Annotated in this window: 26 protein-coding genes; 11 read left to right on the top strand and 15 right to left on the bottom strand. The window is 71.3% G+C overall.

Features of this window, described 5'->3' with window-relative positions; translation table 11 throughout:
- Window positions 1–15: 15 nt before the first annotated feature.
- The 3 genes from EXE51_RS04235 to glyA all read right to left on the bottom strand — a co-directional run bounded on the left by EXE51_RS04235 (window position 16) and on the right by glyA (window position 2,299).
- On the bottom strand, window positions 16–270 hold the full coding sequence (locus EXE51_RS04235) for a hypothetical protein (protein WP_049930451.1): 255 nt from the start codon (window positions 268–270) through the stop codon (window positions 16–18).
- Window positions 271–547: 277 nt separating this feature from the next.
- Complete coding sequence (locus tag EXE51_RS04230) at window positions 548–958, bottom strand: DUF3054 domain-containing protein (protein ID WP_049930450.1); 411 nt, start codon at window positions 956–958, stop codon at window positions 548–550.
- A 93-nt stretch (window positions 959–1,051) separates the two neighbouring features.
- Window positions 1,052–2,299 carry a serine hydroxymethyltransferase gene (glyA, locus tag EXE51_RS04225; RefSeq protein WP_137692072.1) on the bottom strand — a complete coding sequence of 416 codons (1,248 nt, stop codon included), beginning with the start codon at window positions 2,297–2,299 and terminating at the stop codon, window positions 1,052–1,054.
- 210 nt (window positions 2,300–2,509) lie between these two features.
- Here glyA and tbsP point away from each other — a divergent pair, with 210 nt between their 5' ends.
- From tbsP to EXE51_RS04200, 5 genes are all read left to right on the top strand, one after another.
- Window positions 2,510–3,331, top strand: coding sequence for a transcriptional regulator TbsP (gene tbsP / locus EXE51_RS04220; RefSeq protein ID WP_049930447.1), 822 nt, complete (start codon window positions 2,510–2,512; stop codon window positions 3,329–3,331).
- A 103-nt stretch (window positions 3,332–3,434) separates the two neighbouring features.
- Window positions 3,435–5,126, top strand: a complete 1,692-nt coding sequence (locus EXE51_RS04215; protein ID WP_094553253.1) for a YcaO-like family protein — start codon at window positions 3,435–3,437, stop codon at window positions 5,124–5,126.
- 99 nt (window positions 5,127–5,225) lie between these two features.
- Window positions 5,226–5,564 carry a cupin domain-containing protein gene (locus EXE51_RS04210; protein ID WP_086219552.1) on the top strand — a complete coding sequence of 113 codons (339 nt, stop codon included), beginning with the start codon at window positions 5,226–5,228 and terminating at the stop codon, window positions 5,562–5,564.
- 185 nt (window positions 5,565–5,749) lie between these two features.
- On the top strand, window positions 5,750–7,027 hold the full coding sequence (locus EXE51_RS04205) for an aminotransferase class V-fold PLP-dependent enzyme (protein WP_049930443.1): 1,278 nt from the start codon (window positions 5,750–5,752) through the stop codon (window positions 7,025–7,027).
- Between the two features lie 297 nt (window positions 7,028–7,324).
- Complete coding sequence (locus EXE51_RS04200) at window positions 7,325–7,903, top strand: response regulator (protein ID WP_086219550.1); 579 nt, start codon at window positions 7,325–7,327, stop codon at window positions 7,901–7,903.
- 57 nt (window positions 7,904–7,960) lie between these two features.
- On the opposite strand, the gene EXE51_RS17685 is transcribed toward EXE51_RS04200, so the two are convergent.
- Complete coding sequence (locus EXE51_RS17685; RefSeq protein WP_167373079.1) at window positions 7,961–8,122, bottom strand: hypothetical protein; 162 nt, start codon at window positions 8,120–8,122, stop codon at window positions 7,961–7,963.
- Between the two features lie 113 nt (window positions 8,123–8,235).
- Between EXE51_RS17685 and EXE51_RS04195 the strand changes: the two genes are divergently transcribed.
- The 3 genes from EXE51_RS04195 to EXE51_RS04185 all read left to right on the top strand — a co-directional run bounded on the left by EXE51_RS04195 (window position 8,236) and on the right by EXE51_RS04185 (window position 11,575).
- On the top strand, window positions 8,236–9,336 hold the full coding sequence (locus tag EXE51_RS04195; RefSeq protein WP_137692071.1) for an NADH:flavin oxidoreductase/NADH oxidase: 1,101 nt from the start codon (window positions 8,236–8,238) through the stop codon (window positions 9,334–9,336).
- A gap of 92 nt (window positions 9,337–9,428) precedes the next feature.
- On the top strand, window positions 9,429–10,682 hold the full coding sequence (gene eis, locus EXE51_RS04190; protein WP_137692070.1) for an enhanced intracellular survival protein Eis: 1,254 nt from the start codon (window positions 9,429–9,431) through the stop codon (window positions 10,680–10,682).
- A 77-nt stretch (window positions 10,683–10,759) separates the two neighbouring features.
- A complete protein-coding gene (locus tag EXE51_RS04185) occupies window positions 10,760–11,575 on the top strand; it encodes a hypothetical protein (RefSeq protein ID WP_089308299.1) in 816 nt (271 codons plus the stop codon).
- A 9-nt stretch (window positions 11,576–11,584) separates the two neighbouring features.
- Here the strand turns inward: EXE51_RS04185 and EXE51_RS04180 are convergent, their stop codons facing one another.
- The 7 genes from EXE51_RS04180 to EXE51_RS04150 form a co-directional block, all read right to left on the bottom strand.
- A complete protein-coding gene (locus EXE51_RS04180) occupies window positions 11,585–12,334 on the bottom strand; it encodes a sugar phosphate isomerase/epimerase (protein ID WP_089308300.1) in 750 nt (249 codons plus the stop codon).
- Window positions 12,335–12,379: 45 nt separating this feature from the next.
- The gene (locus EXE51_RS04175; protein ID WP_086215646.1) at window positions 12,380–13,453 is read right to left on the bottom strand and encodes a methionine synthase; all 1,074 of its coding nucleotides are present in this window, start codon (window positions 13,451–13,453) and stop codon (window positions 12,380–12,382) included.
- Window positions 13,453–14,469, bottom strand: a complete 1,017-nt coding sequence (locus EXE51_RS04170) for a 5-methyltetrahydropteroyltriglutamate--homocysteine methyltransferase (RefSeq protein ID WP_089308301.1) — start codon at window positions 14,467–14,469, stop codon at window positions 13,453–13,455. The genes EXE51_RS04175 and EXE51_RS04170 overlap by 1 nt, the downstream gene beginning before the upstream one ends.
- A gap of 81 nt (window positions 14,470–14,550) precedes the next feature.
- The gene (locus EXE51_RS04165; RefSeq protein ID WP_049930429.1) at window positions 14,551–15,144 is read right to left on the bottom strand and encodes a HemK2/MTQ2 family protein methyltransferase; all 594 of its coding nucleotides are present in this window, start codon (window positions 15,142–15,144) and stop codon (window positions 14,551–14,553) included.
- On the bottom strand, window positions 15,141–16,337 hold the full coding sequence (locus EXE51_RS04160) for a mechanosensitive ion channel family protein (protein WP_049930427.1): 1,197 nt from the start codon (window positions 16,335–16,337) through the stop codon (window positions 15,141–15,143). The genes EXE51_RS04165 and EXE51_RS04160 overlap by 4 nt, the downstream gene beginning before the upstream one ends.
- Before the next feature lies 1 nt (window position 16,338).
- Window positions 16,339–17,238, bottom strand: a complete 900-nt coding sequence (locus EXE51_RS04155; RefSeq protein ID WP_086220330.1) for a 16S ribosomal RNA methyltransferase A — start codon at window positions 17,236–17,238, stop codon at window positions 16,339–16,341.
- 114 nt (window positions 17,239–17,352) lie between these two features.
- Window positions 17,353–18,003, bottom strand: a complete 651-nt coding sequence (locus tag EXE51_RS04150; protein WP_049930425.1) for a DUF655 domain-containing protein — start codon at window positions 18,001–18,003, stop codon at window positions 17,353–17,355.
- Between the two features lie 102 nt (window positions 18,004–18,105).
- On the opposite strand from EXE51_RS04150, the gene EXE51_RS04145 reads away from it, so the two are divergent.
- Both EXE51_RS04145 and EXE51_RS04140 read left to right on the top strand, forming a co-directional pair.
- The gene (locus EXE51_RS04145; protein WP_049930423.1) at window positions 18,106–18,909 is read left to right on the top strand and encodes a hypothetical protein; all 804 of its coding nucleotides are present in this window, start codon (window positions 18,106–18,108) and stop codon (window positions 18,907–18,909) included.
- The gene (locus EXE51_RS04140) at window positions 18,867–19,607 is read left to right on the top strand and encodes a class I SAM-dependent methyltransferase (protein ID WP_049930684.1); all 741 of its coding nucleotides are present in this window, start codon (window positions 18,867–18,869) and stop codon (window positions 19,605–19,607) included. The genes EXE51_RS04145 and EXE51_RS04140 overlap by 43 nt, the downstream gene beginning before the upstream one ends.
- Window positions 19,608–19,650: 43 nt before the next feature.
- On the opposite strand, the gene EXE51_RS04135 is transcribed toward EXE51_RS04140, so the two are convergent.
- From EXE51_RS04135 to EXE51_RS04125, 3 genes are all read right to left on the bottom strand, one after another.
- The gene (locus EXE51_RS04135) at window positions 19,651–20,085 is read right to left on the bottom strand and encodes a universal stress protein (protein ID WP_049930422.1); all 435 of its coding nucleotides are present in this window, start codon (window positions 20,083–20,085) and stop codon (window positions 19,651–19,653) included.
- A gap of 73 nt (window positions 20,086–20,158) precedes the next feature.
- Window positions 20,159–20,515: an RNA polymerase Rpb4 family protein gene (locus tag EXE51_RS04130; RefSeq protein ID WP_049930421.1), complete on the bottom strand. Its 357-nt coding sequence runs from the start codon at window positions 20,513–20,515 to the stop codon at window positions 20,159–20,161.
- Between the two features lies 1 nt (window position 20,516).
- Entirely contained in the window at window positions 20,517–20,810 is a 294-nt protein-coding gene (locus EXE51_RS04125) for a 50S ribosomal protein L21e (RefSeq protein WP_049930420.1), read from the bottom strand.
- Window positions 20,811–21,005: 195 nt separating this feature from the next.
- Between EXE51_RS04125 and mptA the strand changes: the two genes are divergently transcribed.
- The gene (gene mptA, locus EXE51_RS04120) at window positions 21,006–21,932 is read left to right on the top strand and encodes a GTP cyclohydrolase MptA (RefSeq protein WP_049930419.1); all 927 of its coding nucleotides are present in this window, start codon (window positions 21,006–21,008) and stop codon (window positions 21,930–21,932) included.
- A 40-nt stretch (window positions 21,933–21,972) separates the two neighbouring features.
- Here the strand turns inward: mptA and EXE51_RS04115 are convergent, their stop codons facing one another.
- A complete protein-coding gene (locus tag EXE51_RS04115; RefSeq protein ID WP_049930418.1) occupies window positions 21,973–22,779 on the bottom strand; it encodes a TrmB family transcriptional regulator in 807 nt (268 codons plus the stop codon).
- Window positions 22,780–22,861: the final 82 nt, after the last annotated feature.

The raw sequence follows: 22,861 nt of genomic DNA, 5'->3' as shown, positions 1-22,861 counted from the left end.
GAATCACTCCGCGCCTCAGTCGGCGGTGCCCGCCGAGGAACCGCCGCCCGCGGAGCGCTCGCCGGCGTCGCCGTCGAACGGCCGCCGTTCGGGGGCGCCGTCCGCGACTGGATTTCGGACGAACATCGCGTGAGCCATCACCGTGGCCGCGGCGACGGCACCGACCGGGAGCGCCGACGTCAACGACAGTCCGACCAGCGTGAGCGAGGCGGTCACACCGATCAACGCCACCGGGATGAGCCCAAGCACGTAGTCGTAGTATCCAGTCATGCTTCCATTAGCTAGTAGTCGAAAATCCATATTAAATTTTTCCCGCGGTTCGGGAGCAGTTCGTTCGTGAACACGCGGATGTTACTCATAACTTATGGCTTGGCCCGAGGCTCCGTCGACTCGGGAGGGGTAGTCGGCGAGAGGAGGGACCAGTGGGAAGAGAGTCGGGGAGGAGAACGGCCAGCAAGGAGAGCAACACCACAGTCGGCCGGTCGACCGCGTCAGCGAGAAGCGAGGCACCGCGGTCGGGCGCTCGGCGCGCAGAGAGCGCGGGTGACTATCGGAACCGGAAGTAGAGGGCCCGCCAGCCGCCGAGGGCGACGGATCCCAACACGAGCATGACGGCGGCGAACGTGACTTCGGCCCCGCCGCGGAAGACGAACGCGCGCAGCGCGAGTCCGACGACCGCGGCCGGGATCCACGACCGGATCACGAGCGGGACCGAGGACTTCGCGGTCTCGACCGCGCCGGCGGAGTAGGCGCCCACGAGCGGCGCGACCACGACCCAGCCGATCAGGAAGGGAGCGAACACGCCCGCTAAGTACAGCGGGTTCGCGGTGAGGAACTCGACGGTCTGGTGGTTGAGCGTCCCGACGGTCAGTAACAGGATCAACGCGATCACGTCCCCGACGGCGAACGGCGCGGCGCCGCGGTCGAGGCGGGCGGCGAGAAACGGCGGAGCGTCCATACCGACCCCTGCGAGCCGGCCCCACTTTTACGCACGGATTCGTCCGCGCCGGTGCGGTCTCGCGACAGGGCGATCCCGCATCGGAGCGGTCGGTTACTCGTACAGCGGGTGCGCCTCGCAGAGCTCGACGACGCGCTCACCGACCTCGTAGATGACGTCGTCGCTGTCGACGTCGTCGACGACGCGGTAGATCAGGTCGCCGACCTCCTCGATCGCGTCGGCGTCGAAGCCGCGGGTGGTGAGCCCGGCGGTGCCCGCGCGGATCCCCGAGGGGTCGAACGCCGACCGCGTCTCGCCGGGGACCGTGTTCCCGTTGAGGACGATGTTCGCGGCCGCGAGCGCGTCCTCCGCGTCCCCGCCGGAGAGGTCGGGGTGGGAGTCGCGCAGGTCGGCCAACACGAGGTGGTTGTCGGTCCCGCCGGAGACTAAAGAGAGCCCGTGCTCCTGAAGCGTCTCGGCGAGCACCTCCGCGTTGTCGACGACCTGCTGGGCGTACTCCTCGAACTCGGGCTCTAAGGCCTCCTTGAACCCGACCGCCTTGCCGGCGACGTTGTGCATCAGCGGGCCGCCCTGCCCGCCGGGGAAGACGGCCGAGTCGATGTCGTCCGCGAACTCCGCGTCGCACATCACGATCCCGCCGCGGCCGGCGCGGATCGTCTTGTGGGTCGAGCCCGTGACGAAGTCGGCGACGCCGACCGGCGAGGGGTGGACGCCCGCCGCGACGAGCCCGGTGATGTGGGCGATGTCCGCGAGGTGGTAGGCGTCGACCGCGTTGGCCGCCGCCTGGATTTTCTCCCACTCGACGGCGCGCGGGTACGCGGAGTAGCCCGAGACGACGATGTCGGGGTCGAACTCCTCGGCGACCTCCCGGAGCCCCTCGTAGTCGATGTACCCCGTCTCGGGGTCGACCTCGTACTGCTCGACCTCGTACAGCTGCCCCGTGAAGTTCGCGGGGTGGCCGTGCGAGAGGTGGCCGCCGTCGTTGAGCTTCAGCGACAGGATCTTGTCTCCCGGTTCGAGGACGGAGTAGTACACCGCCTGGTTCGCCTGCGTGCCGGAGTGCGGCTGGACGTTGACGTGGTCGGCGCCCCAAAGCTCCTTCGCGCGCTCGATGGCCAGCTCCTCGACCTCGTCGGCGTACTCGCAGCCGGCGTAGTAGCGCGACCCGGGGTAGCCCTCGGCGTACTTGTTGGTGAGGACACTCCCCTGCGCCTCCAGCACCGCCTCGCTCACGTGGTTCTCGCTCGCGATCATCGCGAGCGTCTGCTCCTGTCTGTCGCGCTCGCCCGCCAGCGCGTCGGCGACCGCCGGATCGACCTCCCGGACGTGCTCGTGGTCCATGTGCGAACCCGGGCGCGACCGCGCATTAATCCTTCCGTCGCCGGCGCGCGTGCGACCCGCGGCGACCGGACGCGAGGCCGCCTCGCGTCGACTGCGCTTGGGTAACCCCGATCTGCCGAATTTACCCGCCTCAAGCACGCTTATCGGGTTATTCGTTCCATGAACCCCGTTAATATTAAATACGCAACCGGCTTTCATACCGAGAGACAAATGGTATCGAATTTACTGGCGGCCGACGTCGAGGCCGCGCTCGAAGCGGCCTTCGACGGGGACGACGACGAGCTGCTCGTCGTGGACCCCGCCGCAGAGACGATCGTATCGCTGGTCGAGACGGCCGTCGGGTGGGACGACCTCCCGAAGCTGTCGATGCTCGCCGACGAACGCACCCTGAAGGACGTGCTCGACGACTTCGTCGTCGCGTCCCGGGCCGCGGACCTCGTCGCCGACGGCGACCTGGACATCCGAGTGCTGGACGGGGAGGTCGACAACGCCCTGTTCGTCTCGCCCTCTCGGGTCGTCGCCCTAGTCACCGCGGGGGAGGGCGTCGCCGCGCTCTCGACCGACGACGCGGAGTTCGTCGAAGAGGTGTACGAGACCCAGCGCGCCGCCTTCGACGACGCAGAGGCGTACGCGCTCCGAACGCCGGCGATCGCCCGGGTCCGCGAGACGCTGGAGTCCGAGATCGGTGAGGAGGCCCGGTCGGACTTCGACGCCGTCCTCGACGCGACCGAGCGCGACGACGGGGTGGACCTCGACGAGGTGACCGTCTCGCTGCTCGTCGCGGCGAAGAACGACGTGCTCCTCTACGACATCTCGAAGTGGGGCGAGGACGTCGGTATCGCCTCGAAGGCGACGTTCTCCCGGACGAAGACGCGCCTCGAAGATCAGGGGATCATCGACACGGAGAAGGTCCCGATCGACGTCGGCCGACCGCGGCTCCGCCTGAAGCTCGGCGACGACCGGCTCCGGGACATCGACGCCGCAGAGCTGGCCGCCGAGGCCGCCGAGATGCTGGCGGCGACGCCCGCCTGAGCGCGCCCGCGAGCGCTCTCGGACTCCCTCCGCGGACGCGCCGAACGAGCCGCCGCGCGCCGCGGACCCGCGGCTTTTTTTCGCCGCCTCGCGTCGACCGGGTATGGACATCGGACTTGTCGGCGACGGCCCCGCGGTCGAGGCCGCTGAAGCCGCGCTCGGCGACGTCGACGTGAACGCGATGCCGGTCGAGGCCGACCTCCTCGACGGATTCGACGCCGCGGTCGTCGTCGACACCGCCGGGTCGGCGACGTTCGGGGCCGCGGACGACATGCTCGATCGGTGGGTCGCGGTCGAGGTGGGTGGGCTCGGCGGCGTCCCCCTCGCCGACCTCGACGCCGCCGTGACCGTCTTCGACGACGCCTGCTACGACTGCCTGCGCGCCCGGGTCGAGAGCGGCGGGGCGGAGCCCGCCGACGCGCCGACCGGCCGCCGGTCCGCCGTGCGCTACGCCGGCGCGGTGGCCGGACGCCGGACGATCCGGCTCCTGGCGGGCGACCCGGTGGCGGACACCGTCGTCGAGGTGCCGGGCGGCGAGCGGACCCTCCTCCCGGTACCGGGGTGCGGCTGCGGCGACGGCCCCGGGGACGCGCTCCCGCGCGACCACGCCGACCGCGGCCTCGACGAGGCGATCGACCGGGCGGAGCGCGCCGTCGACCGCCGGATCGGCGCGCTGGCGGAGGTCGGCGAGCAGGAGTCGTTCCCCGTGCCGTACTACGTCGCGCGGGTCGCGGACACCACCCCGTTCTCCGACGCCGACGCGGCGGACTTCGGCGGTGGCGCGGCCGCCGACTGGGACGCCGCGTTCATGAAGGCGCTCGGCGAGGGGCTAGAGCGGTACGCGGCGGGCGTCTACCGCGAGGCGTCGTTCACGCGCGCGCCGGCCGCGAACGTTCCGAACCCGGTCACCCCGGACGCGTTCGTCCGCCCCGACGGCGCCGAGGCGTACGACCGCGACGACCGGCTCCCGTGGGTCCGCGGCGAACGACTCGGGACGGGCGAACCGGCGAGCCTCCCGGCGGAGTTCGTTCACTTCCCGCCGCCGGAGCGGCGGTACCGGCCGCCGATCACGACCGGGCTCGGCCTCGGTAGCTCGGGTCCGGACGCCGCGCTCTCCGGGCTGTACGAGGCGATCGAGCGCGACGCGACGATGACGAGCTGGTACTCCACGACGGAGCCGCTCGGGCTCGACGTCGACGACCCGGGCTTCGCCGAACTGGAGAAGCGAGCGCGGGCGGAGTCGCTGTCGGTGACGCCGCTGCTCGTCACGACCGACGTGGACGTGCCCGTCGTCGCGGTCGGGGTCAGCCGCGAGGGCGACTGGCCGCGGTTCGCCGCGGGGTCGGGCGCCGACCTCGACCCGGCCGCGGCGGCGCGGAGCGCGCTCGCCGAGGCGCTCCAGAACTGGACCGAGCTCCGCTCGATGGGGCGGGAGGCGGCCGACGAGCAGGGGGCGGCGATCGGCCACCACGCCGACCTGCCCGGGGAGACGGCCGCGTTCTTCGACCCGGACGCGTCCGTCTCGGCCGAGGGGCTCGGGGAGCCGGAGCTGACGGGCGAGGCCGAGCTGTCGGCCGTCGTCGACCGCGTCGAGGCCGTCGGGCTCGACCCGTACGTCGCCCGGGTGACGACCCGCGACCTCGCTGCGGTGGGCTTCGAGGCCGCGCGGGTGCTCGTGCCGGGCGCACAGCCGCTGTTCACCGGCGACCCGTTCTTCGGCGACCGCGCCCGCGAGGTGCCGCGGTCGATGGGGTTCGAGCCCGCGCTCGACCGGCCGTACCACCCGTTCCCGTGACGGCGGCTGGGTCGGAGACGCCGACGGTGCGGTCCGACCCTCCCGGCGCCGACTGCCCGTGCCCGCGGATTTAGGTGGCTCGGGGTCGCGGGGGACCGTATGGACGTCGCACCCGACGCGGACGCGGAGGCGGTCGAGGCGGTCGACGGCGTGTTCCTCACGCAGGGGGCCGTCGGCGACGACGTGAGCATCCAGCGGTTCGAGATCGAACCGGGCGAGACGGTGCCCGAACACGACCACCCGCACGAGCAGGTCGGCGTGATCACGGCCGGGCGGCTGACGTTCGTCGCGGACGGCGAGGAGCGCGTCGTCGGCCCCGACGACACCTACGTGATCCCCGGCGGCGAGCCGCACGCGGCCGAGAACCGGACGGACGAGCCGGTCGTCGGCTTCGACATCTTCTCGCCGCCGCGGGCGAATCCGGACTGGGGGGAGTAGACGGCCGCGGGAGTCGTCGGAGCGGGGGCGGGTCCGAGGAGGTGCCGGGCGGTCCGAGGCGCAAGTCGCCGCGGGGCGGATCCGGGGGGTACCCCGCCGCGGACCGGCCGATATCGCGCGTCTGCGATACCCGCAAGACGTACCGGACCGAAGGTGTGTTAGTGCTCGGGGCCTGATAACAGATAATGGGAGTCCACGAACAGTACCCGTTCGATGTGGAGGCGCTCCGCGCCGATTTCCCGATCCTCGATCGGCAGGTCGGCGGCGACCCGGAGACGGCCGGCGAGGGCGCGGGCGACGACACCCCGCTGGTCTACCTCGACAACGCAGCGACCTCGCACACGCCCGACCCGGTCGTCGACGCCATCTCCGACTACTACCGGAGCTACAACGCGAACGTCCACCGGGGGATCCACCAGCTGAGCCAGGAGGCCTCCGTCGCGTATGAGGAGGCCCACGACGCGGTCGCCGACTTCATCGGCGCGGCGGGCCGCGAGGAGATCGTCTTCACCAAGAACACGACCGAGGCGATGAACCTCGTCGCGTACGCCTGGGGGCTGGAGGAGCTCGGCCCCGGCGACAACGTCGTCCTCTCCGAGATGGAACACCACGCCTCGCTCGTCACCTGGCAGCAGATCGGCAAGCGGACGGGCGCCGACGTGCGCTTCATCGACGTCACCGACGAGGGGCGGCTCGACATGGACCACGCGGCGGAGCTCGTCGACGACGACACCGAGATGGTGTCGGTCGTCCACGTCTCGAACACGCTCGGCACCGTGAACCCGATCGGGGAGCTGGCCGACCTGGCCCACGATCACGGCGCGTACGTCTTCGCCGACGCCGCGCAGTCGGTGCCGACGCGCCCGGTCGACGTCGACGAGCTCGACGTCGACTTCCTCGCCTTCTCCGGCCACAAGATGTGCGGCCCGACCGGGATCGGCGTCCTCTACGGTCGCGAGGAGATCCTCGACGAGATGAGCCCGTACCTCTACGGCGGGGACATGATCCGGCGGGTCTCCTTCGAGGACTCCACGTGGGAGGACCTGCCGTGGAAGTTCGAGGCCGGAACCCCATCCATCGCTCAGGGGATCGGCCTCGCGGCCGCGATCGAGTACGTCGAAGCGATCGGTATGGACCGGATCGAGGCCCACGAGGACCTGCTGGCCGAGTACGCGTACGACGAACTCGACGAACTCGGCGGCGTCGAGATATACGGCCCGCCCGGGGACGACCGCGGCGGCCTCGTCGCGTTCAACGTCGACGGCGTCCACGCCCACGACCTCTCCAGCATCCTCAACGACTACGGCGTCGCGATCCGAGCCGGGGACCACTGTACGCAGCCGCTCCACGACGAGATGGGCGTCGCCGCCTCCGCGCGCGCCTCCTTCTACTTCTACAACACCGTCGAGGAGGTCGACGCCCTGGTCGACGCGGTCCGGGAGGCGCGCGACCTGTTCGCCTGAGGCCTCTCGGCCGGCGGCGTTCGACGCGTAACGGGCCCTTCGGCGACGCTCGATCCCGTCAGCGGGCACTCCGGTGTGAGCCGCGCGCCCACGGCGTCGCGCCGCGTGCGGCCCAGAGAGAGAAATCCTCCGTACGTCCGGGAATTTTCACCTAATACTACCGGATAATCGCGTTTGAGGGGCGTGACAACGGTGATCGCGGAATTATTATACCGTTCCCGCGGCTACTGTTGGTAGAAGGATTACAACCGTCGTAGTAAGTTATTCTTCGACGAGTCGTCGCCAGCGCCACAACCCATGACCGACCAGACACCGCCGTCCGAAACACACGCGGACACGACCGCAGCCACCGACCGAGTCGAAACGACCGTCAGCGAGGAGAACCGCGAAGCGCCGATCGCCGTCCTCCAGATCGAGCCCGACGCCCGCTCCGCGGAGCTCTTCGAGACGTTCGCCGAGCGGATCACGGACCGCGTCCACGTCCGGTCCGTGAAGCGCCTCGCCGACGGGGTCGACGCCATCGAGACCGGCATCGAGGTCGGCGGCGAGCGGGTCGCGGTCGACTGCGTCGTGACCGAACAGCGGCTCCCGGACGGGCACGGCGTCGACCTCACCGAACGGTTGCGCGAGGTCGACCCGGCGCTCCCGGTCGTGTTCCACAGCACGTGTCCGAGCGAGGAGTGCGAGGCGGCGGCGTTCGGCGCCGGCGCGGACGCCTACTTCGAGAAGGGATCCGACCGCGGGCGATACGACGCGATCCTCGACCGGATCCGCGCGCTCGCCGACGCGCAGCGCAGGGAAGAAGGGGGCACGGGAACGGCTGCGACGCCGCGGACCGCCGGTTCGACCGGAGAGACGCTCCGCTCGGAAGAGTGAACACGACGGGCTGGGCGGGAGGAGACGCCGCGCCGGTCGAGCGCCGTTGAGGACGCGTTACCGTTCGAGATCGACGGTGAGGTCGGTCGCGATCCACGCGTCGGTGTTGCCCTGTTCGGCGAAGACGGTCCGCTCCTCCGAGCAGCGGGTCGCGGCGACCGTCGGTCGCTCCTCGGTCGCCGGCTCGGCGTCCGGCTCGATCCGGTCTCCCGTTGTCATTACACCCCGCTCAGGGAGCGGCGGGCATATAGATTTCGGTCGGCCTAAACCAGCGGCGGCGATCCGGGCGGGGGATCGGAGGGCCTTACGTCGCGGCGGTCGTGCGCCGATCCGTGACCGACACGCTGTTCACGCCGCTTTCGCTTCGCGACACCGAGTTCCGGAACCGCATCATGCTGTCGCCGATGTGTCAGTACTCCGCCGACGACGGCCTGGCCACCGACTGGCACCGGGTCCACCTCGGCGCCCGCGCCGCCGGGGGCGCCGGAGTCGTGATGACGGAGGCGACCGCGGTCGAGGCCCGCGGACGGATCACGCCGGACTGCCTCGGGATCTGGTCCGACGAGCACGCCGAGGCGATCGAACCGATCGTCGAGTTCGTCCGGTCGCAGGGTGCGGCGCCGGGGATCCAACTGGCACACGCCGGTCGGAAGGCCTCACACCGGCCGCCGGCCGAGGGGGGCGACCCCATTCCGGGGGACGAGGCGGACGGGTGGGAGACCGTCTCCGCGACCGGCGAGCCCTACCCCCACGCGGAGGTCGGCGAGGACGGACTCGCCGACACCCGCCGGCTGGACGAGGCGGGGATCGACGAGGTGATCGACGCGTTCGCGGCCGCCGCGGAACGCTCGCGCGACGCCGGGTTCGAGGTCGCGGAGGTCCACGCGGCCCACGGCTACCTCCTCCACCAGTTCCTCTCGCCCGTCACCAACGACCGCGACGACGAGTACGGTGGAAGCTTCGAGGACCGCACGCGACTCCTGCGCGAGGTCGTCGCGGCCGTCCGCGACATCTGGCCGGACGGGAAACCCGTCTTCGTCCGCATCTCCGCGACCGACTGGCTCCCCGACCGCGAGTCGTGGGACGTGGACGACTCGGTGCGGCTGGCCCCCCTCCTCGCCGACGCCGGCGCCGACCTGATAGATGTCTCCGGCGGCGGCATCCACCCGGACCAGGAGCTCCCGAGCGCGGGGCCGGGATACCAGGTGCCGTACGCCGAGGCGATCCGCGAGGGGACCGACGTGCCCGTCGCCGCGGTCGGCGGGATCACGGAGCCGACCCACGCCGACGCCCTCGTGCGGAACGAGCGGGCCGACCTCGTGGCGTTGGGCCGCGAGCTGCTCCGCCATCCGCACTGGCCGCTAGAGGCCGCCCACGAACTCGGCGCGGACGTCGAGTGGCCGGTCCAGTACCGCCGCGGCCGGTTCGACTAAGCCGGCCGCGCGACCGGCCGCGGGCGGCGGTGGCGTGAGAACCACACGCAGGCGCCGGGAACACTTATCAGGCTCCCGGGTGCCGACGGCGTATGGGCGACCTCGACTACCGGCCCTTCCCGGAGAAGCGCGACGACGAGTTCAGCGCGTTCATGCGGTACGCCTTCTCTCCCGAGCAGGGGCCGTACGACCCCGAGGCCGACGACGACGACCGCGAGCACCTCGCCGAGTACCGGGGGCTGTTCGACGGCGAGGAGGCGGTCGCGGTGTGCGGCCACCACGACTTCACGCTCCGGATCCGCGGGCGCGATCGCGACGCCGCCGGCCTCTCCGCGGTCGCCTCCCCGCCGGAACACCGGCGCCAGGGCCACATCGAGCGGCTCCTCCGCGAGTCGCTGACGGAGTACCGGGAAGACGAGATTCGGTACTCCGTGCTGTGGCCGTTCGAACACCCCTTCTACCGTCGGTACGGGTGGGGGACGGTGAGTCGATATCGGTGGGTGAAGACGCCGCCGGAACAGTTGGCGTTCGCGGCCGACGCGACTGACGGAGGTGACGAAACGGGGAAATTCCGGCGGCTCGACGAGGGCGACTACGAGGCGGCGGCAGACCTCCTCGCCGCGACCGCGGACCGGTACGACTTCACGATGGCGCGGACGGCGGCGTGGTGGCGCGAGAACACCCTCCGCGGGTGGCAGACCGATCCCTTCGTCTACGGCCTCGGACGGGACGACGACCTCCGCGCGCTGCTGTCGTACACGTTCACCGAGCGCGACGACGGCGACGGGAAGGCGATGGTCGTCTCCGACGCCGCCGTCGCCGACCCGTCCGCGTGGGACGAGGTGTTCCGCTTCTGTCGGGACCACGACTCGCAGGTCGAGCGCGTCCGGCTCCGCCTCCCCGCGGACGTGAGCCTCCTCGACCGCGTCGACGACCCGCGGGCGGTGACCGAGGAGGTTCGCGCCGGACCGATGTTCCGGCTCGTCGATGTCCCTGCGGCGCTGCGAGAGCTGGCCCCCGACCCGGATCTCGACGCCGAGTTCACGCTCGCGGTCGACGACCCGCTCGTCGGCTGGCACGACCGACCGATCCGGGTGACAGTCGCCGGCGGCGAGGTCGACGCCGAGCGGGTCGACGGCGGCGGAGACCCCGGAAGCCCGGACGACGCCGACGTAGCGGCGGGAATCGGCCCGCTCTCGCAGCTGTACGCCGGGTACCGCGGCGTCGACGACCTCCGGGCGCACGCCGCGCTGGACATCGGCGACGACGCTTTCGGCGAGGGGCTCGCCGCCGACCTCGGCGCACTCTTCCCGCCGCGGCCGACGTTCCTGCGCGAGGCCTTCTGACCGGCGGCGGTGCGGCCGGTCTGGGCCGGGCGCGACCGCTGCCGGGCTTTTTATCCGCGCGCGCCGTAGCAGGTGGTATGAGTTCCCGCGACCGACGCGACGACGACCTCGAGGAGCGGCTCGACGAGCTCGAGGACGTGCTGGGCGAGCTCCGGGCCGACCTCCGGGAGAGCGAGCGCGACCGCCGGGGTCCCCCGCGGCCGCCGCGGCTCTCGGAGCTAGTGCGGTTCACCGAGCAGTACACCATCCCGACGGTCATCGCGCTGCTGGAGACGACGATCAAGTCGCTCGAACTGCTCCGGGGGACGCTCCGGCTCGCGGACCCGGGGCGGAGCGTCGCCGAGGGCGCAGAGGGGGCGGGCGACCGCCTCGCGGACGTGCGCGACGGCGCGACTGCCGGGCTCTCGCGCTCCCTCTCGGAGCTCCGGACCGCGCTCTCGGAGGCCGACCTCCCCGAGGACGCCGCCTCGCGCTCGATCATCGCCGACGCGCGCGACCTCACCGCGGAGATCGAGTCCCGCATCGACGAGGGGCGCCGCGAGGCGGACGCGGCGCGCGACCGGCGGCTGGGCGGCGACCCCGACGGCGACCGCAACGCGCGGAGCCGAGGGGACGCCGAGGAGCGGTCCGACCGAGGCGACGGCGCGAACCCCGTCCGGATCGACGTGACCGAACCCGGCGAGAGCGACGACGCGGGCGACGAGGCGCCCGGTGAGGGCGATGCGAGCGGTGACGCCGCCGACGAGCCGCCGGAGGTCGACGTGGAGTCCGAGCTGGAGTCGATCAAACAGCAGGTCGACGGCGACGCGGCCGAGACGAGCGGCGATGCGGCCGACGCGAGCGACGACGCGCCCGGAGCGGACGACGAGGACGCGGCCGGCGGAGCGAACTGAGCCGCGGAGTCAAAAGGACGCGCCGAGGCGGTCGGCGACGCGCTCGGCCGAGTCGAGGAGCAGCGCCGCATCGTCGGTGAACACCTCCAGCGCGACCGTCCCGCCGAAGTCGTCGAGCTCGGACGCGACGAGGTCGTAGTCGACCTCGCCGGCCCCGACCGGGAGGTGGGTGTCGCCGCGGCGGCGCACGTCGTGACAGTGGAGGTGCGAGATCCGGTCGCCGTGGCTGCGGAGGAACCGCCTGATCGCCTTGTTGCCGCCCTCCATGTACGCGTGGCCCACGTCGAAGCAGATCGGCGTGTCGGTCTCGCGGGCGAGGTCGCCGAGGACCGAGAGCTGGAGCCCCGCGTGCTGGTGGCCGACGTTCTCGACGACGACCTCGACGCCCGCCTCGCGGCCGACGTCGGCGACGCGCCGGAGCTGGTCGGCCGCGGTCTCGCGGAACGCCACGTCGTCGCGGTCGGCGGAGGTGGCGTGGAGGACCGCCTTCTCCGCGCCGAGGTCGCCGGCCGCGGTCAGGAGCCGGCGCTGGTAGTCGACGATGGCGTCGTTCACCTCGGGGACGTAGCTGGCCAGTCGCTGGCTGTACGGCAGGTGGACGAGCAGGTCGCGGCCGCCGAGCGCGTCCGTCAGGCGGCCGGGGTCGACCTCGTCCGGCACGAGCGTCGGCTCGCCGACGCCGAGTTCGCAGAAGTCGAACCGCGCCGGCGACGCCGCGAGGCGGTCGAGGTCGTCGCCGACCGTCACCCCGATGTCCATGCCGGACGGTGGGTGCGGCGACTTCTTATAAATAGCGTCGGCGGATCAGTCGTCCGCGAGCGGGTTGTCGAGGTCGATGTCGCCGGCGTCGATCTCCGCTTCGACCTCGCGGACCGCGGTCACCATGTTCTCCGTCTTGCCGTACGCGATGTCGCGCGGGAGGAGCTTCAGCCCGCAGTCGGGCGAGATCGTGAGCTTCTCCGGCGGGACGACGCGGAGGCCCTGCCGGATGTTCGCTTTGATCTCCTCGACCGGCTCGACCTCGGCGGTGTGGGCGTCGACGACGCCGAGCGCGAGGTCGGGCTCGAACTCGGGGTCGGTGAACGTCGGGATCTGCTCGAAGTCGCCGTTACACAGCTCCACGTCGAACTCGTCGATCGGGTAGTCGTTGATCTCGGGGTAGATCCGCGAGTAGTCGCCGTAGCAGACGTGGAGGCCGATCCGGACGTCCTCGTCGATGCCCGAGACGATGCGTTCGAGCGCCTCGCCGACGATGGCGTGGTCCTCCGGCGTCGTCGCCAGCGCGGGCTCGTCGATCTGGATGTAGCGCGCGCCCGCCTCGACCAGCTTCTCAACCTCCTCGTTGACGAGGTCCGCGAGGTCGTACACGAGTTCCTCGGTGGAGGGGTACGCCTCGTTGAACGCCCAGAAGCCGAGCGTGTACGGCCCCGTGATCGGGACCTTCACCGGGCGCTCTGCGACGTTCGAGGTGAACTCGAACTCGTCGACGAGCCACGGCTCGTCGTACGCAACCTCCTCGACCACGCTCGGCTTGTCAAAGTAGTTGTGGCCCCACACCTTCACCGGCCCGTTGAACTCGTAGCCGTCGATGCGGTCGGCGAAGAACTCCACCATCTCGTTGCGGCGCATCTCGCCGTCGACGACCGTGTCGAGCCCGGCGCGCTCGTGTTCGTGCGTGATGAGCCGACAGGCGTCGTCGTGCGCCTCTTCGAGGTCGGACTCGTCGAACTTCGAGTCGGGGTCGTCGACGAGCTCGTCGGCGCGGTTGAGCCACTTCGGCTTCGGGTACGAGCCGACGACGGTCGTGAGCAGGAACGCGTCGTTCGGGTGGTCGTCCGGACGGAACTGGTCGCGGTTGGCGGACGGGTTTCGGACCATTAATCGAGCACCTCCGCGGCGTCGGCGAGGGCGTTCAGCTTCGCGCGGTACTTGTTCGTCGGCAGGTAGAACAGCTCGGTGTTCGGCGTGAGGTACGTCCGGTCGAACCCCTCCAGCGGGATCTGCGACTCGAACCACTCGACGCGCTCCGCGATCGTCTCCGGCTCCTCGACCAGCGTGTTCTGCCCGTCGACGAGCCCGAGCGACAGCGAGTCGGTCGAGCCGAACTCCTGGACGTTGTAGACGGTGTCGTCCCGGTCGCCGGCGACGAGGTCAAGCCCGAGCGCGTCCGCGCCCGCCTCGTCGACGAGGTGCGCGTACAGCTTCTCGCCGAGCGCGCCGTAGAACGTCTGGACGACCACGTCGGCGTCGGTCGCGTCGGCGACCGTCGAGATGGCGTCCGTCGCGCCCGCCTCCTCGCCCTCGGCGGGCGGGTTCGTGACGAGCGACGGTTCGAGGAGGAACAGCGTCTCGTGGTCGGGGAACGCCTCGACCTCGCCCGCGAGGAACTCGGCGATGGCGGCCTGGAAATCGGCCTCGTCGCCGCGGTGTTCGTCGGTCGCGAGGTCGGCGAGCGAGTACGGCCCGGGAAGCGTCGCCGCGAGCGACGCGTCGTCGACCCCGTCGGCGTCGGCGAGCAGGTCGGTCGCCTTCTCCAGTTCGCCCGCCACGTCGCCCGAGAAGTCGAGGTCGTCGACGACCCGCGGGTCCCGGTAGAAGTTGTTGTTGTCGTAGTACCGGACGATGCCGCCGGTCTCGACGGCGTCGCTGACGGTCAGCGGGTGCGCGATCATGTCGTCCCAGCGGCCCTGCCCCTCGGAGATCAGGTCGAGGCCGGCGTCCAGCTGGTCGTCGACGTACTCGGCGCGCACCTCGTCGTACGCCGCCACGATCGCCTCGCTCTCGTCGCCGCTCAGGAGGTCCCCCTTCTGGTGGCCCTTCAGGTCCGAGAGCGTCTCTTTCGCCCGGTCCGGGAGCGGATACAGCCCCGGCGTCGCCGCGACACGTTCGGTCATCACCGATCGTTGGATATACCGTCGTATAATATTTGCTAATGCGCGTTATGTTTTGTAGTAATCAGTTGCCGAGCGACCCCGCTACGCCCGACGCAACGCCAGTACCGTGAGCGTCTCGAAGGGGAACGACTCCTCGACGACGACCTCGTGGTCGAACCCGGCCTCCTCGATGAGTGCGAGCACCTCCTCGTACCCGGTGAGCGAGGAGACGAGCAGGAGGACGACCCCGCCCGGCGCGAGGACGCGCCCCACGTCGGCGAGGAACGGTTCGATGAGTTCCCGGCCGGACTCGCCGCCCGAGAGCGCGTGTTCCATCCAGTCGCTCCACTCGTTTTCGGGGTCGGTCGGGAGGTACGGCGGGTTGAAACACACCGTGTCGAACGCGTCCGCGCGGAACGGCGAGAGCAGGTCGGCGACGACGGCCCCGACGCCGCGGTCGCGCGCCTGTCGCGCGGCGTGCGGATTGAGGTCGCTGCCGACCACGTCGAGGTCGCGCTCGCTCGCCACCCGCGCGGCGACCCAGCCCGACCCCGTTCCGACCTCCAGCACGCGGCCGCGCGCCTCCGCGACCGCCGCCTCCGCGAGCAGGCCGGAGTCCTCGGCCGGCTGGTAGACGACGGCGTCGTCGAGACCCCGGCGCGCCGCGAGGTCGCCCTCGCTCGCGTCGTCGGTCATCGGTCGGCCTCCCCGGCGTCGCCGTCGGTCGCTTCGCCGGCGTCGTCGGCGTCGACATCGGCGCCGTTCGGGTCGGCGGAGCCGGGCCGCGTCGCCGCCCGGCCCTCGACCGCCGCGTCCAACTGCGGCCCGGAGGCGCCCTCGGCGCGAGCGGAGAGCGTCTGCTGCGGGAACGGGATGACGATCCCCTCGTCCTCGAGCGCGCCCTTCATCGCGTTCATCGCGGCGGTCCGGGTCCGCCAGCGCTTCCGCATGCTCGGGTTGCGGATCCAGTAGCGCAGGCCGAGGACGACCGCGGAGTCGTCGAAGCGCTTCGTCACGGCGTTCGGCTCGGGCATCTCGGCGACGTCCTCGACGCCCGCGACCGCCTCCTCGACGACCGCGACCGCGCGCTCGACGTCGGTGTCGTAGTCGACGCCGACCTCGACCTCCACCCGGAGCCGGTTCCGCCGCGATCGGTCGACGATCGACCCCGACCGGACCTCGTCGTTCGGCATCGTGATCACCTCGCCGTCGAACGACCGGAGCCGTGTGCTCATGATCGATATCTCGGTGACGGTCCCCTCGTGGTCGCCGATCTCGACCCAGTCGCCGACCTCGAACGGCCGGGAGAACATCAGCACGAACCCGGCCAGTATCGCCCCGAGCGTCTGGCGGGCCGCCATGCCGACCACGATGCCGAGGAACCCCGCGCCGACGAGGAGGCTGCCGACGTTGTCGGTGAACAGCCCCACCACCGCGAGGACCGCCGACGTGTAGACGGTCAGCTGCGTGATTCGCAGGATCACCTCCTGCTGGTGTTGCGAGATCGACGCGCTCTCCGCACCGATCTCGCGGATGACGCCCCCGAGGAAGTCGGTGAGCGCGTACGCGATAGCCAAGAGGATCACGCTGAGGACGACGTTCGACACCTGATCGGCGCTGAGCGCCGACTGCGCCGTCTCGAAGAGCGCGCCGCTCCGGTCCCACACCGCGATCAGCGTGATCGCCCCCGCGGCGGTGGCGACGCCGACCCCCGCCGACAGCAGGAGCCGCTGGGTGGAGGAGAGGTCTCGGTCGCCGTGGCGCAGCCGTCGCGTGAGGTACCGGACGATCAGCACGGCGGCGACGATACCCGCGGAGGCGGCGAACCGCTCCGCGTTGCCCGTGAGCGCGCGCTGAACCGCCGCCACGAGGCCGATCCACCCGGTCATGTCACGCCCCCGTGGGCGAGCCGCGCTCGCGGGCCAGCTCCGCCAGCGCGGCGAACGCCGCCGGGTCCAGCTTCCCCGGGCGACTGCGCAACAGCTCCTCGTCGGCCGCGTCGACGACGGCCTCCGGCTCGTCGAGCCCGGAGATGTGCGCCGTGTTCCGCACCGCGTTCCGCACCGTCTTGCGCCGCTGGGTGAACAGCGCCTTCACGAACCGGAGGAAGAACGCCTCGTCGCCGACGACGTAGTCGGGGTCCCGCGGCGCACAGCGCACGACGGCGCTCTCGACGGCCGGCTGCGGGTCGAACGCCTCCTTCGGGACGCGCTCGACGATCTCTACGTCGGCGTAGTGCTGCGCCGACACCGAGAGGCGGCCGTACTCGGACTCGCCCGCCGACGCCACCATCCGGTCGGCGAACTCCGCCTGGAACATCAACACGAGCGGCTTCTTCTCGGGGAGCAGGCGGAAGGCGATCTCCGAGGAGACGCCGTACGGGAGGTTGGCGACGCAGGCCGAGAACGGCGGGAGGTCGACGTCGAGCGCGTCGCCCTCGACCACGTCGAGGAGGCCGTCGGCGACGGCGGCGGCGAACTCCTCGCGGAGGAAGTCGGCGAACGCCCCGTCGCGCTCGATCACGGTGACGCGGCCGGAGTCCGCGGTCCCGTCGGCCGTCGCCGCCGCCAGCAGGCGGTCCGTGAGCGCGCCCGCGCCGCCGCCGATCTCGAGGAGGTGACTCCCGTCGGCATCGGCCGGGAGGTAGCCGGGGATCCGGTCGAGGACCCGGTCGTCGACGAGGAAGTGCTGGTCGCGGTCGGGGTCCGCCCGCGCGCCGGCCCGCCGCGCGAGCGCGTCGGGATCGCGGCTCCCGTAGCCGGCGGCTTCACCCGTCGGTGAGTCGGTCATGGCCGGGATACACGCGGTGTTCGGGTAAAAGTCTCGTTTCGGGGGCGTCGCGGCGGCGGATCGCGGCGACTCCCGGTCGTGCCCACGGTCGCGGGGGCACGGGCCGCCCGTCGCTCACTCCTCGCGGCCGACGAACGTCCGGTACTTCAGGTCGTCCTCGCGGATCTCCTCGACGATCCGTTCGAGGATCACCTCTCGGGGACGGTGGAGCCCGGAGATGCGCTCCTCGACGTCGGCGAAGCTCTCGAACGGCCCGCGCTTCCGCTCGTCGAGCAGGTCGTTCCGCAGCTTCTTGCCGATCCCCGGCAGCAGATTCAGCTGGTGGAGCCGGAGGGTGATCGGGCCCGCCTCGTTGTAGAAGTCGACGAACCGCTCCTCGTCGGCCTCGACGATCGCCTCGGCCGCGTACTCGATCTCCGCGGCCGCGTTCCGGGTGAGGCCGTCGAAGGAGACCTCTCGGTAGCGGCCGACGTTGGGCCCGTCCAGCCCGAGCCGGTCGCCGACGGAGACGTCCGCGTCAGCGGCGAGCATCAGCTCGTACAGCGCGAACGAGTCGTCGCCGAGCCCGTACGCCACCGGCGACTTGCGGGACTGCGGGCGGTCGTCGTCGGGACGCCCGTTCGGCAGCACGTCGAGGAGGACGGCGGTCGGTCCGTCCCGGCCGTCGCCGGCGGCGTCTTCGTCCGGCGTCTCCCCGGCGTCCGCAGCGGCGTCGCCGCCCGTTCGGTCGTCCTCCGGCGTCCCGTCGCCGTCGGCGTTGTCCATGTATCGTTTAACGCTCCGAGCGGTGAAAAAACCGCTGCCGGGGCCGCGGCGACGGCGGCCGCCGCCGGGCGGATTCAATAGCGTCGAGTAACACGTGATACCATGGCAGAACCGGAGCCGGCGGCGGTGATGCGACTCGTCGAGGCGTTCCCGGGGGGGACCGCCGGGGCGGGCGGAACGGATCGCGGCGGAGCGAGCGGAGCGGAGGACGCGGCACGGGTCGACGAGCTCCTCGACGGCGCGTACGGCGCGCTGACGCGGGACTGGTACCCCGAGCTCCGCCGCCGAGCCGCGGCGCACGCGGACGGCGACTGCCTCCGCGAGCGCGTGCTCGAACACGTCGAGGCGGTGCCGTCGTTCCGCCTCTCCGACGGGCCGACGCCCCTGACGGAGCGGCGAGAGGCGCTCGCGGAGGCGGCGGCGCTGCGCGACGAGGTCCGCGAGATAGCGGAGTGGTACGGCACGCTCCGGACGCGGCTGGAAGGGGACCGAGCGTCGCTGACGCGCGGCGAGCGGCTGCTCCACGACTTCGGATACGCGCTCGCGCACGTCCTGTTCCTCGGCGCGTCGTCGCCGAGCGCGGTCGTCCGGCGACTCCGGCTGGCGTACCGCTCCGTCGGCGTGCGGATCGACGAGACCGCGTCCGAGGCGGGCATCGAGGAGACGACGTTCACCTGCCCGTACCGGAGCGTCGCCGCCGGGACGTGCGGCGACCGGTGGGTCTGTCACGAGAAGCTGGACCGCGTCGACGACGGGTACGTGTCGTACCTGGCCGAGCGGGGGATCGCCTACCAGCGGCCGCGGGGCTGTACGGACTCGGAGCGGTGTCGCTCGACGGTCGCGCGCGACGGGCCGGCGCGGTGGTGGCCGAAGACCCCGCCGGCGGCCGTCGGCGTCGACTCGTGACCCGGGACCGTGACGGCGACTCCGTGGTGGCCGGCGATCCGGAAACGGATCCGCGTCGACTGCGTCGGATCCGCCGCGGCTACGACGCGTGGGCGCGGGTCTACGACTGGTTCGCGCGAGCTACGGCGTCCGTCGGCGGCGTCCGGGCCGCCTGCGTCCGCGCGCTCGACCTCGCCCCCGGCGACACGGTCGTCGAGTTCGGCTGCGGGCCGGGAGTGAACCTCCCCGCGCTCCGCGACGCGGTGGGGCCGAGCGGGCGCGTCGTCGGCGTCGACGTCTCGCCGCGGATGCTCGACCGCGCGGCCGGGCTCGTCGAGCGGCACGACTGGGGGAACGTCTCGCTCGTCGAGGGCGACGCCGAGCGCCCGCCCGTCGCGGCCGCCGACGGCGTCCTCGCGACGTTCGTCACGTCGCTGTTCGCCGACCCGTACCGGGTCGTGAGCCGCTGGTGCGACCTCGCGGACGCTGTCGTCGTCGCGGCGTTTGTCCCGGAGGGGAACGGAGCGGCGAACGCCGCGCTCCGGGCGTTCGTGGCGGTGAACGGTCGCCTCTTCGACGCGCGGGGCGACGACCCGCTCGGCAGGCTCGCGGAGCGCACCGCCGCCGCGCGTCGCGCGCTCGACGACGGCGCCGCGGTCCGGGAGCGCGATCAGCGGCTCTTCGGGACGATCGCCGTTGAGACCGGCCGGAACCGGTGACGCACGGGGGCCGACGACGCGGGGCGGGGGCGGCCGCGCGTGCTCACTCGGAGACCGGGACGGAGACGACCGTCGCGTCGGCGTTCCGGATGACGCGCTCGGTCGTGCTCCCGAGCAGGTCGCCGGCCGCCGCGTCGAGGCCGCGTTTGCCCATCACGACGGCGTCCGCGTCGACGGCGTCGGCGTACGCCGCGATCTCGTGGGCCGGGACGCCGGACTCGACCGCGGTCTCGCTGTCGATGCCGGCGTCCGCGACGGCCGTCGCGACCCGGTCGACCGCCGCTTCCAGCTCGTCGCGGCGCTCGGGGTCGTCGTCGTCGAACTTCTCCGGCTTGCCGGACCGGTCGTACATCGGGATCTCCTCGACGACGCCGAGGACGTGTACCGTCCCGTCGGCCGCCGTGACGTCGATCGCGTCGTCGACCGCGTCGAGGGCGGCGACGCCCTCGCCGGTCGGAACGAGGGTGGTCTGGTACATGCGCCTCGACATACGGGCGGAAATCTGAAAAAACGTGGCGACGGACCTCCACCGGGCCGGAAGAATCTCGCGGTCAGGCGTACTTCGCGACGACGTCGAGGATCTCGTCGAGCTCCTCGCCGTCGAGCGAGTAGCGCTCTTGGGCGAACACCGAGCGGAGCTCCGTGCGGTCCTCCGGGAGTAGGTCGGTGATTTTCACGGCGGTCGGCACGTCGACCTGGTCGAGGTCGGTCAGCTCCTCGACGAGCTCGCGGGACTCGTCGGCGTCGAGGTCCGCGAAGCGGTTGACGTGTTCGATCGCGCGGGCAAGCTCGTAGCGGAGATCGCGGTCCTCGTCGGCCGCGCGCTCGTCTTCGATCTCCACGAGGATCTCCTTCGCCTCGGAGGTGGTGACGTACTCCTCGTCGAGCTTCTCTTTGAAGATCGTCATCTCAGTTCTGCTGCGCCCGCATGTGAGCGGCGGTGACGATGAGCGTCTTCGTCTTGCCGCCGTCCGGAATCTCGACTTTGAACGCCGACCCCTGCTTGCCGATGACGGTGCCCGTCCGGCCGTCGAAGCGCGGGTGGAAGCGCCCCTTGGGGACGCTCGGGTCGATCTTGAGGTGGACCTGCGACCCCTCCTCGAACTCCTGGATCGCTCGCTGCGGCGGGGAGGTGCCGCGGTTGCGGGGCTTGTTCGAGAGCTTGTCGCGAGTCGCCTTCTGCGGCCCATTGGAACTCGGCATGGTCTTGGAACACCTTCCGCTGCCGCCGTTATAAATCGTGCGTTACGGCCCGCGGGGCGTGGAGGTCTCACACGCGCGGATCGGCGGTGCCCCTCACGTTTCGCGTCGTGCGCGGCCGGGACGCACGCGCGCGACTACCCGACGTACCTCCCCCTTCCGAAAGGGCTAATCCCGAGAGTCACTATCATGTTCGTAATGAGTCATCAGCTGCCGGACGTACAGGCCTCGGCCCCCGACGTCACCGTCGGGCTGTCGCAGGTCGGGGTCACCGGCGTGGAGAAGCTCGTGAAGCTGGCGCGCGGCGACAAGCGACCCATCGTCCTCATGGCGGAGTTCGAGGTGTTCGTCGACCTCCCGAGCGGTCGCAAGGGGATCGACATGTCGCGGAACCTCGCGACGGTCGACGAGATCCTCGAAGACATCACCCGCGAGGAGGCGTACCGCGTCGAGGACGTCTGCGGCGACGCCGCCGAGCGACTCCTCGAGAAACACGACTACACCACCACCGCCGAGGTGTCGATGACGGCGGAGCTCGTCACCCGCGAGAACACGCCCGCCTCCGACATCGAGACGCAGAGTACGGCGACGATCGTCGCCAGCGCCGAGGCGACCGAGGACGGCACGCGCGAGGAGATCGGCGCCGAAGTGACGGGGATGACCGTCTGCCCCTGCTCGCAGGGGATGAGCGAGTCGCGGGCCCGCGACAAGCTCGCCGAACTCGGCATCGACGAGGAGACGACCGAGGAGTTCTTGGACGCCGTCCCGCAGCCGGGCCACTCCCAGCGCGGCCACGCGACCCTGACGATCACGACCGACGGCCACCCCGACGTCGACCTCCGCGACGTGATCGACGTCGCCCGGGACTCGATGAGCGCGCGCATCTACAACATGGCGAAGCGGCCCGACGAGGACCACATGACCTACGAGGCCCACGCCGACGCGAAGTTCGTCGAGGACTGCGTCCGCGCGCTCGCCGAGGGCACCGTCGAGGAGTTCCCGCACCTCTCGGACGACGCCGTGATCCGCATGAAACAGTCGAACGACGAGTCGATCCACCAGCACAACGCCCACGCCGAACGCGAGGTCAGACTAGGCGACCTGCGCGGCGAACTCGGCCGGTAAGCGTCTCGCACCGCGCGCCGCGTCCCGTCTCGGTGTCAGCTCACCCGAACGTCAGCGGCTCCGCCTCCGCCCACCGCGGCTCGAACTGCTCTTTCACGCTCGTCGCGAAGTCGATGTCCTTGACGTCGATCATCGCGAACGGCTCGTCCGCCGACAGGGGGTGTGGCACCTCGATGCACACCTCGATCTCGTCGAACACGTTGAACGTCCCGTCCACGTTCGGCGACGTACGGACCTCGAACCCGTCCATGTCGGCGAGTTCGGAGGTGTACCGGCTGCCAACGCTCCGCGGGAGCTCGTCGACCGTCGCCGGCGACAGCAGCACCCGGATCTCCACGCCGCGTTCGAGCGCGGACTCCAGCTCGGCGGTGACGCGCTCGCCGATCGTACCGAGGTCGAAGCCAGTCGCCGGCGCGCCCGCGACCACGACCACCCTGCGCTCCGCGGCGGCGATCCGCTCCAAGAGGAGGTCCGTCGCCTCCTCGGCGCCGACCGCCGCGGTCCAGAACTGGCCGTCGACCGGCTCGCCGGCGTCGAGCTCGGCGGAGAGGTCGTCGACCACCGACTCGTACTGCTCGGCCTGCGTCCGCAGCTCCTGTTTCTTCTCGTCAAGCAGGCGGTCCAGCGCGGCGTCGGGCTCGACCGCGACGTACTTCTTCGGTCGGCTGGCGGCCTGACTGCGGACGAGGCTGTGCTGCTCTAAGCTGTTGAGCACGTCGTATATCCGCCCCATCGGGACCTCGCTGGCCCGAGAGAGGTCCTTCGCCGTCGTCGGACCGGTCCGGAGGAGCGCGCGGTACGCCCGGGCCTCGTACTCTGAGAGCCCCAGGTCGCGGAGAGATGCCATACCCGGGGATGCCGCGGCACCCGTATAAACGCGTCGCCCGTTTACGATCCGGACCGACCGATCGGGCGTCCTCGCCGCCACC

This window comes from Halorubrum sp. CGM5_25_10-8B (genome assembly GCF_005435095.1).
GTDB lineage: Archaea > Halobacteriota > Halobacteria > Halobacteriales > Haloferacaceae > Halorubrum > Halorubrum ezzemoulense.
Note: the sequence above shows the minus strand (reverse complement) of the source record. Positions and strands in the feature narration are given on the sequence as shown.